A 12,660-nucleotide genomic window follows, 5' to 3' on the forward strand; every position below is an offset into this window, starting at 1 on the left:
CTATAATTTAAATCTCTCAATATAATATCTGCATCTTCTGCGCTTATATGTTTTAGCTTTTTCATTGTCATAATACGATATTTTTGTAAATGAATAGCTTCCATTTTTAATTCGTAAAATTCATTTTTGTATGTGCTAGGATCACTCATAAATCTTATGAATAGGACATTGTTAAAATTATCTAAAATACTATTTAAAAAGTTGATAGCTCGCGGATGATATAAATCTTTGGATTGATCTAAAACACTGTAAGCTATGTTATTAAACTCATTTATATTTTCTCTGTACGTAGAAAATAGTATTGATGAAGCGTTTGTTAGCTCGTTATCATAGTCTTCATTTTTTTTAGATACCTTTTTCTTTAATCTATTTTTTATAAAAGTTCTAGATATTTGTCTTTTGTATTTTAGCTCCATAAGAGATAATTTCATTTGTATTATAACTTGACGTGTTAAAGAATATGTTACTAATTTACTTCTTCTAAAGAGTCTTATTTTTAAGATGTTTACAGAAAAATCTTTTTTTCCATATTTATTTGATAATTCCTTTAGTTTTTCTTTTTCTGCAGTAAGGATATTTTGGTATATTTTTTGTATATCAGATATTATTTGTCTTGCTTCATACTTGTTTGAATAGTATATTTCTTGTTCCATAAGTTTTTTTACTACCATACCATAAGCAATTTGTTTTTTTCTGGATAAATCTGTTTTTTTGTCGTTTTCTATTGATGTAACGTAAGGAACGTGATTATTTGAAATTTCTTTTATTGCATCATTAATCATTTCGCATCTTATAGAATTTATTTCTAAATATTCTTTATTAGAAGTTTTTACTACTAAAGGCAAGAATATTGCCCCTATTATCATACTAAGAATTACAACACAGCTGGCTATAAAAAGTATTGTAGTTCTAAGTGGAAATTGTTCTCCTGTTGTTAATGTTACAGGTATTAATAATGCAGTAGCTATAGTGATTGTACCGTGGATACCACCTAACGAAGCTATTATTGAATATTCTAATCTGCTATAATTACCTGTGTCAAATTTTCTTTCAGATAGTACTTTTGTAATTTTTTGGAATGATGAAAATATATGTGGTTGGAATAAACCGTAAAATATATAAACAAAAGCAAATCTAGTTAACATCATAGATATAGTAATTATTAAAGAATATATTAAAGTTGTAGTTATTGTAACTTCTTTGTGTTCATACATATTAATAAATATATCTGGCAATAAATAACCTAAGAAAACAAAGACAAAGCCATTTAATAGATAACCCATTGTTGTTTGAGTGCTTTCTATAAGAAGAGAAGGCTCACTGTTTAGAGTATCTTCTTGTAAAACATCTCTTTCTAAGTTATAGATTATACTAGTAGTTACTACTGCTATAATTCCTGATACTTCAAAAAATCTATCTGCTACAATGTAAACAAATATAGGTGTTAATAATTGGAATGTTACTAATGCAGTAGGTTCAGATTTTACTAAACTTCCGAATATTCTTTTTATTTTAATTAAGATAATACCTAAGATAAGTCCGACTATTCCACCACCTAAAGCTACAAAAATGAAGTCATTTGTGGCTTTAATCATAGAGAATGTTCCTGATAAAACAGCAGCTAGCGCTATATTGAAAGAAACAAGTCCAGCAGCATCGTTAAGTAGCGATTCTCCCTCTAAAATATCCATTAATCCTTTAGGTAATTTCATTCCTTTAGTAATTGATTTTACAGCTATAGCATCTGTTGGAGATAATATTGCAGCAAGAGCAAATGCAGCTGAAACTGGAATAGCTGGTAAAAGAATATGTATTATACTACCTACTATTACTACTGTTATTAATACTAATGCTATTGCCATTAAAAATATAGGTGTTTTGTATAACCAGAATTTACTACGAGATAATTTGTACCCGTCTGTAAATAACAGTGGGGCAACTACTATTACCATAAATGTATGTGTATCTAAATTAAAATTAGGTATAAATGTAATTAATGAAAATGAAGCACCTAATGCAACTTGAAACAAAGCTGTAGGAACTTTTTGGAATTTAGTATTTAAAATGGTACCCAAAATTATAAAAATTACTATAAACAAAAATGTTACCAGAATGTTCATAAATTTTATATCTCCTTTATAAAAAATAATTATTACAATTATAATACATAAATAATTAAATTTCTATAAATTAATTTAATGTTAAGAATAAATTAGAATTTTATGACTTAGAGTTTGGCTATAAAAATGCTTATTTTAATTGACTTTTTTAAGTTTATCATATATAATTAATCAAGAGTTTTCGGTATTTTTATCGAAATTAAGATATTTGTATAATATTTGGAGGAACCACTAATATGGTAGAAATTTTAAATAAAGAAGATGGAAAAGTTGTAATTTCATTTTCTTCATCAAAAGAAGAGTTTAATAAAGCTCTTGATTTAGCTTTCAAAAAAATAGTAAAAAGAGTAAATGCTCCTGGATTTAGAAAAGGAAAATTACCAAGAAATGTTTTTAATAAAATGTATGGAGAAGAGTCTTTATACCAAGATGCAATAGATTCTTTATTACCAACAGCTTATCAAAAAGCTATTGAAGAATCAGAATTAAATCCTCTAGCTTTACCTGAAATAGATGTAAAATCAATTGATAAAGACGCTGGAGTAGTATTTGAAGCTACTGTTACAGTAAGACCTAACGTTGAGCTTGGAGAATATAAAAATTTAGATATTACTAAAGAAGAAGTAGTAGTTTCAGATGAAGATGTAGATGTAAGAATTGATCAAATCTTATCTCGTCAAGCTGAATGGACTATTAAAGAAACAGAATCTAAAAAAGGTGATATAGTTGTTATTGACTTTAAAGGATATGTTGATGGAGTAGCATTTGATGGAGGAGAAGCTAATGGTTATGAGTTAGAATTAGGTTCTAATTCATTTATCCCTGGTTTTGAAGATCAATTAGTAGGGAAACAAGCTGATACAGATGTAGAAGTTAATGTTACTTTCCCAGAAAATTATCAAGTTGCTGATTTAGCAGGAAAAGATGCTAAATTTGAAGTGAAAATTCACGATATAAAAGAAAAAGTATTACCAGAATTTACAGATGAATTTGTAAAAGATTTAACTAAAGAAGCAGTTAGCACAGTTGCAGATTATAAAGTTACTTTAAAAGAAGAAATGACTAAAGAAAAAGAAGATTTAGCAGAGAAAACATATACAGATGCTATAGTAGTAAAAGCTGTAGAAAATGCAACTATCAATGTACCTGCTAAGTTAGTAGATCAAGAAGTTGATCAAATGTACTCAAACTTGAAAGCTAACTTAGAAAGACAAGGTTTATCAATAGATTTATATGAGCAATTCACAGGAAAAACTGAAGAGAATCTAAAAGAAGAAATGCGTCAAGATGCAGAGAAAAAAATTAAAACTTCATTTACTTTAGATGAAATTGCAGTTGTAGAAAAAATAGAAGCTACAGAAGAAGATATTAATAAAGAACTTAATAATTTAGCAGAAACTTATTCTATGTCAGTAGAGGACGTTAAGAAAAATATTGGATCAAGTTTTGATATCAAATCAGAAATTGTTATTAAGAAAACAATAGACTTCTTAAAAGAAAATAATAAGTAATAAATAAAAAACTACTTTGTATATACAAAGTAGTTTTTTATTTATTCGTCTATAATGAGAAAACAGAATTAATATTATAAATACTTATATATTTATATTTTTATAATTGTCATATATATCATTAATACAGTAATCAATTATTGTTTCAGTCAAAATTAACTTTCTGTACTAGTTTTAATATTTCGTTAAAAAACAATATTTGTACGTGTTTTCATTTTTTGTGTATGAGTGAAAAAGACAGTTCTGTATATAATATATTTATTTATTTATAAATTAATTTCTTAGCTAAATATTGTTGTCTTATTTATTTGACAATTTCTTTTTAAAGTTGTATATTAAAGTAGTAAAAATAAGATTAATATACATTTGGAGGTATATAATGGTGAAATCATCAAAAGATTTAACAAAAAAAGAGCATTTAGAAATGTACGAATTAATGCTTTTAATTAGAGACTTCGATATGGAGTTGAGTAAACTTTATTCTAGAGGTTTGGTTCATGGTATGACTCACTATTCTGTAGGAGAAGAGGCGGCTAACGTGGGAGCTATTTATCCACTTAGAAAAGAGGATTTAATGTTCTCTAATCACCGCGGTCACGGGCAAACAATTGCTAAAGGTGTAGAAATTGACAGAATGATGGCAGAAATACTAGGGAAAGCCACAGGACAATGTAAAGGTCGTGGTGGAAGTATGCATATCTATGATTTAGAAAATGGGAATATGGGATGTAACGGTATAGTAGGTGGAGGACACGGACTAAGTACAGGTGCAGCTCTAGCTCAAAAAATGAAAAAAACTGATAATGTAGTTATTTGCTGTATGGGAGATGGAGCTACTAACGAAGGAAGCTTCCACGAATGTTTAAATATGGCATCTAACTGGGATTTACCTCTTATTTTCTATGTTATAAATAATAAATATGGTATTTCTATGGCTCAAGAAAGATGTATGCGTGTAGAGAAAATTACTGAAAGAGCAGCATCATATAGAATTAAATCAGTCTATATAGAAGATGGAAATGATGTTTTAGCAGTTTATGATGGTATGCAAGAAGCTATAGAACATGCAAGAAGTGGTAAAGGTCCGGTATTAGTAGAAGCAGTATCATATAGATGGTTTGGACATTCAGCGTCTGATGCAGGAAAATATCGTAGTCGTGAAGAAGTTGCAGAATGGAAGTTAAAAGATCCTAATGTAAAATATAGAAACTATTTACTAGAAAATGGAATTGCTACTGAAGAAGAATTAGTAGCTATTGAACAAGAATCAAAAGCAGTTATAGATGAAGCAGTTGAATTTGCAAAAGAATCACCATTTGCAGACGGAGAAGTAGCATTCCAAGATAATTATGCAGATTAATAAATATTATTTCTAAAAAGTAGGAGAAAATAAAATGGTAAAAGAAATGAAAATTATGTCAGTTCGTGAAGCGATTAAAGAAGCTATGAGCGATGAAATGAGAGCTGACGAAACAGTATTTTTGATGGGAGAAGACGTAGGTATATTTGGAGGAGATTTTGGTACAACAGTAGGTATGCTGGAAGAGTTTGGACCAGAAAGAGTTTTAGATACACCTATTAGTGAAGCTGCTATTGCAGGAGCAGCAGCAGGAGCTGCATCAGTAGGTATGAGACCTATAGTAGATATTACATTTATGGACTTTGTTACTATAGCTATGGATGCAATAGTTAACCAAGCAGCACCTATGCGTTATATGCTAGGGGGAGACGTTCAAGTTCCTGTAGTTTATCGTTGTGCATCTGGATCAGGAACAGGAGCAGCAGCACAACACTGTAAAGCCTTAGAAGCATGGTTCTGCCATATTCCTGGTTTAAAAGTTGTAGCACCAGGAACACCTCAAGATATTTATTCTGTACTTAGAGCGTCTGTACGTGATAACAACCCTGTTATATATATTGAGCCAAAAGCTTTATTTGGACGTAAGGGAGAAGTGGATACTGATAAAGTATACGAAATAGGTAAAGGTGAAGTAAAAATAGAAGGTAAAGATATTACTTTAGTTTCTTGGGGAAGAATGTTAGAGCGTAGTTTACAAGCAGCTGAAGAATTAAAAGCAGAAGGAATTGAAGTAGAAGTAGTAGATCCAATATCATTAGTACCTTTAGATACAGAACTTATATCTAAATCTGTTAAGAAAACAGGTAAATTAGCTATTTGTCATGATTCATTCAAGACAGGAGGTTTCGGAGGAGAAATTGCAGCACGTATTGCAGAAAGTGATGCTTTTGATTTCTTAGATAGCCCGATTTATCGTATAGCTGGTGCTGATACAAATATACCATCAGCAAAAAATTTAGAAAAATTAGTTGTACCTGATGTTGAAGACATTAAAGCTACAATAAGAAAAGCAGTAAATAAAAAATAAAAATCTTTAACGAAGGAAGTGAGCAAACAAATGGCAATTGAAGTAATAATGCCAAAAGCTGGAAGCGAGATGGAAGAAGGCGAAATCGTACAATGGTTTAAGCAAGAGGGCGACGAAGTCAAAGAGGGAGAAGTTTTACTTGAGATTGTAACTGACAAAGTTAATATGGAAGTAGAGGCAGAAGCAAGTGGAACTTTACTAAAAATATTAGCTAATCCTGGAGATGTTGTACCTGTTGTACAAACTATTGCATGGATAGGAGAACCTGGAGAAGAGGTATCTTCATCTACTGATACAAAATCAGTAGAGATAGAAACTGTTGTCGAGAAAAAAGTTGACAGAACACCAGTAAAAGAAGTAGAAAAAATAGATTACTCTGGTCTTCGTGCTACTCCAGCAGCTAGAGCATTTGCAAGAGAAAAAAATATTGATTTAAGTAAAGTTGTAGGTACTGGTGCTAAAGGAAGAATACATAAAGATGATGTAATTAATTACAAATTAAATGATAAAGTTAAAATATCTCCTTTAGCAGAAAGAATAGCACAGGTTGAAGGAATTAATGTTAAATCTATAGTAGGAACAGGACCTAATGGCAAAATAATGAAAGAGGATGTATTGGCAGTTCTTTCAGGAACTACTAAAGAAGCTCCTAAACCAAAAGAAGAAATAGTTTCTAAAGTGGAGAAAAAAGAAGATAAACTACCTAACGAAAATCAATGGGGAGTTGTCGAAACTATACCTATGTCTCCAATGCGTAAAGTTATCTCTAAACGTATGAGTGAATCTTACTTCTCTGCCCCTACATTCGTAGTAAATGTAGAAGTAGATATGACAGAACTACTAGCTTTACGTAAGAAAGTTTTGGATACTATAATGGCAGAAACAGGTAAGAAAGCTACAGTTACTGACTTTGTATCTTTAGCTGTTATAAAATCGTTAATGAAACATCCTTATGTTAATGCTTCATTATCAAAAGATGAAAAAGAAATGTATTTACATCACTATGTAAACTTATCTATAGCTGTAGGTATGGATAGTGGTCTAGTAGTGCCAGTTATTAAAGGTGCTGATAAGATGAGTCTAAAAGAATTGGTAGTAGCTTCAAAAGAGATAACTACTAAAGCTCTTGAAGGAAAATTACGCCCTGACGAAATGGCAGATTCAACATTTACTATAAGTAACTTAGGAATGTATGGAGTTCATAGCTTTGTACCTATAATTAATCAACCTAATACAGCTATTCTAGGAGTTAGTGCTACCCAAGAAAAACCAGTGGTAAGAGACGGAGAAATAGTAGTGCGTCCTATTATGATGCTTACATTGACAGCAGATCATCGTGTTGTTGACGGATTAGAGGGTGCCAAATTTATGAAGACATTAAAAGAAGCTATTGAAAACCCTATATCATTATTGATATAATTACAAAATAATATAAAGAAAATTAACGAAGGAAGTGAAAATAATGGCAGTAGAAGTAATAATGCCAAAAGCCGGAAGCGAAATGGAAGAAGGCGAAATCGTACAATGGTTTAAACAAGAAGGTGACGAAGTAAAAGAAGGAGAAGTCCTACTTGAGATTGTAACTGATAAAGTTAATATGGAAATTGAAGCAGAAGCAAGTGGAACATTACTAAAGATATTACATAAAGCAGGAGAAGTTGTTCCAGTAGTACAAACTATAGCTTGGATAGGAAAAGCTGGAGAAGAAATTCCAGGAGTAGAATCTAATACATCTGTTGCTAAGGAAGTTGTTGCAGAAGTTGCAAAAGATGTAAAAGTACCTACAACTAAAGAAGAAGATAAACTACCACAAAGAGAACGCCAAGGAGAATTTGATGTATGTGTTATTGGTGGTGGACCGGCAGGATATGTCGCAGCTATTAAAGCAGCACAACTTGGTGGAAAAGTAGCTTTAGTTGAAAGTAGAGAATTAGGAGGAACATGTCTAAATCGTGGATGTATTCCTACAAAAACATTCTTACACAATGCAGAAATTATTAATCATATAAAATCAGCACGTGATCGTGGAATTAAATTAGTAAATGATGCATTTTCTGTAGATATGGAAAAAACAGTAGACGTTAAGAATAAGGTAGCCAAAACATTATCAGGTGGAGTCGCAGGTCTTCTTAGATCTTACGGAGTAAAAGTTTATAACGGCGTTGGTAAGTTAACTGCCGATAAAAAGGTACTAGTAAATGATACTGAAACTATTGATGCAGATAGAATTATTCTTGCAGGTGGATCAAAAGTAAGTAGAATAAATATTCCAGGAATGGATAACGAGAAAGTTCTTACAAGTGATGAAATCTTAGATATTACAGAATTACCATCAAGAATGGTAGTTATTGGTGGAGGAGTAATAGGTTCAGAATTAGGACAAGCATTTGCTACATTTGGAACTAAAGTAACTATAGTAGAAATGGCTGATAGATTAATTGCCAATATGGATAAAGATGCTTCAGCTCTATTAGAGAAGAAATTTAAGCAACAAGGAATTGAAGTATTAACAAGTTCTAAATTATTAGAAATCAAAGATAATGGTCGTGATTTAACAGTGAAAATTGAAGGAAGACCAGATGTAGTAGCTGATAGAGTATTATTATCTATTGGACGTGTACCAGATAATGAATGTTTAGGTGAATTAGCAGACAAGTTTGAGATGGAACGTGGACGTGTCAAAGTAGACGAATATATGGAAACGTCTGTTAAAGGAATTTATGCTCCAGGAGATATTAACGGAACTAAGATGTTAGCACACGCAGCATTCAAAATGGGAGAAGTTGCAGCAGAAAATGCAATGGGGCACAGTAAAAAAGTTGATCTTAAATCAACTCCGGCAGCTATCTACACACATCCAGAAGTTGCTATGGTTGGTCTAACAGAAGAACAAGCACGTGAAAAATATGATATTAAGATAGGAAGATTTAATTTTGGAGCTAATGGACGTTCACTAGCATCAAATCAAGGAGAAGGGTTTGTAAAAGTAATTATGGATACTAAATATAGAGAAATATTAGGTATTCATATAGTTGGTCCAGTAGCAGCAGAATTAATTAATGAAGGATCAACACTAATTCAAACAGAAATGACTATAGATGATGTAATGGATATTATCCACGGACACCCTACATATGCAGAGGCATTGTATGAAGCTATGGCAGACTGTATAGATATGTGTATCCATGCACCAAAGAAAAAATAATTCAACCTAAAAAATCCCTTAGATAAAATCTAGGGGATTTTTAAATATAAAAGAAGTATTTATTATATAAAATGATTTATTAACATAGAAATATAATTGAAAAATATTTATTTTGTAGATTAATACTTATTATAACATTTTAAATAATACGAAAACTTTGTATTTATTTATAAAATTTATCTTGCATAACAATATAAAAAATGCTATAATTATAAAGATGCTGTGGCATTAATTACGATGTTCCTCTGTTAACAAGAGTTAGTAACGAGCATTTTGTAAATGAAGGAGAAAAAAATGAGTAAATTAATCGAAATGATTACAAAATCACAATTAAGAACTGATATTCCTGAGTTCAGAGCTGGAGATACAGTTAGAGTACACGTTCGTATAATCGAAGGTGGTCGTGAGCGTATCCAACAATTCGAAGGAGTAGTAATTAAACGTCGTGGTGGTGGAATCTCTGCTACTTATACTGTACGTAAAATTTCTAACGGAGTAGGTGTAGAGAGAACATTCCCAGTACACACTCCAAAAGTAGAAAGAATAGAAGTAGTACGTAAAGGTAAAGTAAGACGTGCTAAATTATACTACTTACGTAACTTACGTGGTAAAGCTGCTCGTATCAAAGAAGTACGTTAATAAAATAATAAAAACACCGTTGAAGTGACAGCATTTCAACGGCTTTTTTTATTAAATGTACCGAAAAGTACAGATATATTATATTTATATTGTGTTATTCTAAAATTTATTTTTAAAGGGATATATAATAAACCCCTGTTTTTGTATTAGTAAAATAAGACTAATTACTTATCTTTTCTTTTTCTTTTTTTATATTTTGTAACTTTGTTATGTGTATAATAAGATGTTGTTAATGATAGTATAGCTACAATAACTATAAATAATATTTTTTCCATTATTGTTTCCTAATTTGAGAAGGATAGTAATTTACAGCACCAAAACCTGACGGTGAAGGTGATATTCTCTTAAAATACACAATAACTCCTCTGCTAAGTTCAGTACCAGCTACCATTCCAATGAATGTAGCTATTGCAGATACTGGGATAGCAGAGGCTCCTCCTGAAACGCCTGCAGCAGCTAGAAGACCTGTAATCAAAGCAGTAGCACCAGAAATACTAGCTGATACCGCATATGATAAGTAACTATTTAAATATAAATCAAAGGCTCCATCCAAAAATATAACAACTTTTGTTGTACCTTGTGGTCCCCATCTTAGTTGTAGTTCACTCTTAATTATTTGATAATCTTCTTTTGATATCTCGTTATTTTTATATTTTTGTTCTAGTATATTTAATATTTCGCTGTTTTTTATATATACAACTTCTTTAATATCCTTATTTTCAGCTTTAGCAACATTGTCATTTTGATAAATAATTCCAGAAACAGGTGTAACGACTAAACTTGTAGATAGTAATGCACTAGCTAATTTAATTTTTTTATTCATGATTAGTTCTCCTTTAAATTTTATTTATCCTATGCATTTGCAACTACATAAAATTATTTTAAGTATATACTTAATTTGTATTACACCTTAACGATAACATAGAAAACGTTTGTAATCAAAAGAAAAACAGAACAAAATTATGAAAAACAGTAAAAATAGATAAATAAAAATATATGCTAATATGTTACAACTATTAGTATTTTATCAGCTATAAGTTTACAAGATACGTAACAGGGGTATACATAATACAATAATAAAATTACAAATAAAAAAACAGTTAAAATAAACTGTTTTAATGATGATGTCATATAAAAGCTAATAAAAACATATCTAATTGTAAATAGCTTTTATTTAAAAATCAATTAAAATATTATTTTTAATAAAAAAAAAATAAAACTAGTATTTATATTATTAAATACTAGTTTTTTATTTTATTTAGATTTTTTATCACAAAAAATGGACATCCTAAATTACAAAATTCTGTAATATAATCTTCAAGATTATTAATGTTTTTATGATTGTTACTGTCTTTTGTCAAAATAAATCCACTTAGTCTTAATTTTTCATAAGCTATATCGCCTACTATATACGATTTACTTTTTAATACATCAACAAATTTTGCTGAGAATAACTCTTTATCAAAGGCATCTTTATAGTTGAATATTAATTCAAATTTACCATCTTCAGTTTCAAAAACTAAATTTTCTTGAGTCAGTTGCATATATTATTCTCCTTTACTAAAAGGTTTTTTCAAGATATATAGTATGATAAATATAGCAGAATAAATTAGTAGAACAAACATTGCAAAGTATTGTGTTCTATCTAAAATAATATCTAACTTTTCTTTATTAGATCTTGTGCTAAATTCATTATCTTGTATGAAAGTATTCTTTATTTTCGTATAGTTAGATGTATCCGTATTAGATGTATACGTAGAAAACACAGTAGCATAGTTGGCAGATAAGTAATCGTAATTTTGGAATAACAATATTTTATTATTCATTAAAAAGTACTTAATGTTTTTATCAGAATGATCTTTATAGAATAAATCATATATATCATTACTTATTGATATATTCTCGTTATTGATGTTATACGTGTCTGCTTTTAATGCTAGTTTATAAATATAATTTTTGAAAATATTATCGTACATTTCTTGAACAGTATCAAAAAAGCTATCTTTATCTTCAGATATATTAAGGACAGTAACTAATATTTTAGTATTACCGCTGTAAGCTATAAGTGTTGTTTTATTACCATCGTAGTTTGTTCCTAAAACTCTTATAGTATCTGACTGTATAAATTTTATGTTATTATCTGCGGTATTTCCATTACTGAATTCATAAGTAGGATTTTTAGTTATATCAGTTATTTCTTGAAAATTTAAAATAGTTTCACTTACTAAATAACTTATATTTTTAGCGGTAGATTTATTTTCTGAACTTATTTCTAAACTAACAAGCTCACTATTTTGTAAAGTAAGTTTATCTATAATATGTTGAAAATCTGATATAGTGTAATTGAAAAACTGAATTGTACTTTGAACTAAAATATTAGATTTATCTTGTTCTAGAAGGAAAATAGCATCTTTAACAGTTATTTCTTGGGAAATGTCATATTTTTGTAAAATATCGTCAGTACCTGCTAAATTGATTTTCGTATCTAAAGTAATTTTTTTCTCTTTTAATTGTTCGGAAATAGTAAATACTAGTAGTTTATTAATTAGAGTATCGTAAGAAACTACTTCGTTTTCTTTATTTTTGGATATTATTTTTCCTGTATTTAGTTCTGATATAGTTATGTTTGCATTTGGATTATTAGAGCGCAATTTCTCTATTACATTGTTGTCTATAAAATTATTATTAGCTAAACTAATTTTATTTGTAAATGGTAAAAATGAAATTACCATTATTACTAAAATAAATTTTTTTAATTTCATTAGAAAAAAATCCTTTTTAAAATCTATATAATACAT

Annotated in this window: 10 protein-coding genes; 6 read left to right on the top strand and 4 right to left on the bottom strand. The window is 29.5% G+C overall.

What is annotated here, in order from left to right:
• On the bottom strand, positions 1-2,120 hold a 2,120-nt coding region (locus HZY83_RS06635; protein WP_179943269.1), incomplete at its 3' end, for a cation:proton antiporter.
• A 236-nt stretch (positions 2,121-2,356) separates the two neighbouring features.
• Here HZY83_RS06635 and tig point away from each other — a divergent pair.
• The 6 genes from tig (at position 2,357) to rplS (ending at position 9,862) form a co-directional block, all read left to right on the top strand.
• Positions 2,357-3,631, top strand: coding sequence for a trigger factor (gene tig / locus HZY83_RS06640; protein WP_179943270.1), 1,275 nt, complete (start codon positions 2,357-2,359; stop codon positions 3,629-3,631).
• 379 nt (positions 3,632-4,010) lie between these two features.
• On the top strand, positions 4,011-4,991 hold the full coding sequence (locus HZY83_RS06645; protein ID WP_179943271.1) for a thiamine pyrophosphate-dependent dehydrogenase E1 component subunit alpha: 981 nt from the start codon (positions 4,011-4,013) through the stop codon (positions 4,989-4,991).
• A 34-nt stretch (positions 4,992-5,025) separates the two neighbouring features.
• Positions 5,026-6,018, top strand: a complete 993-nt coding sequence (locus HZY83_RS06650; protein WP_179943272.1) for an alpha-ketoacid dehydrogenase subunit beta — start codon at positions 5,026-5,028, stop codon at positions 6,016-6,018.
• 30 nt (positions 6,019-6,048) lie between these two features.
• On the top strand, positions 6,049-7,437 hold the full coding sequence (locus HZY83_RS06655) for a dihydrolipoamide acetyltransferase (protein ID WP_179943273.1): 1,389 nt from the start codon (positions 6,049-6,051) through the stop codon (positions 7,435-7,437).
• Positions 7,438-7,480: 43 nt separating this feature from the next.
• The gene (gene lpdA / locus HZY83_RS06660) at positions 7,481-9,223 is read left to right on the top strand and encodes a dihydrolipoyl dehydrogenase (RefSeq protein ID WP_179943274.1); all 1,743 of its coding nucleotides are present in this window, start codon (positions 7,481-7,483) and stop codon (positions 9,221-9,223) included.
• A gap of 294 nt (positions 9,224-9,517) precedes the next feature.
• On the top strand, positions 9,518-9,862 hold the full coding sequence (rplS, locus tag HZY83_RS06665) for a 50S ribosomal protein L19 (RefSeq protein WP_179943275.1): 345 nt from the start codon (positions 9,518-9,520) through the stop codon (positions 9,860-9,862).
• A 274-nt stretch (positions 9,863-10,136) separates the two neighbouring features.
• Here the strand turns inward: rplS and HZY83_RS06670 are convergent, their stop codons facing one another.
• The 3 genes from HZY83_RS06670 to HZY83_RS06680 all read right to left on the bottom strand — a co-directional run bounded on the left by HZY83_RS06670 (position 10,137) and on the right by HZY83_RS06680 (position 12,624).
• Complete coding sequence (locus HZY83_RS06670; RefSeq protein WP_179943268.1) at positions 10,137-10,685, bottom strand: hypothetical protein; 549 nt, start codon at positions 10,683-10,685, stop codon at positions 10,137-10,139.
• Positions 10,686-11,103: 418 nt separating this feature from the next.
• Positions 11,104-11,406 (bottom strand): YutD-like domain-containing protein, encoded by a 303-nt coding sequence (locus HZY83_RS06675; RefSeq protein WP_228098469.1) that lies wholly within the window; start codon positions 11,404-11,406, stop codon positions 11,104-11,106.
• A 3-nt stretch (positions 11,407-11,409) separates the two neighbouring features.
• Positions 11,410-12,624 carry a hypothetical protein gene (locus HZY83_RS06680; protein WP_179943276.1) on the bottom strand — a complete coding sequence of 405 codons (1,215 nt, stop codon included), beginning with the start codon at positions 12,622-12,624 and terminating at the stop codon, positions 11,410-11,412.
• Positions 12,625-12,660 lie beyond the last annotated feature (36 nt).

The sequence above is a fragment of the Gemella sp. GH3 genome, from assembly GCF_013415425.1.
Taxonomy (GTDB): Bacteria; Bacillota; Bacilli; order Staphylococcales; family Gemellaceae; genus Gemelliphila.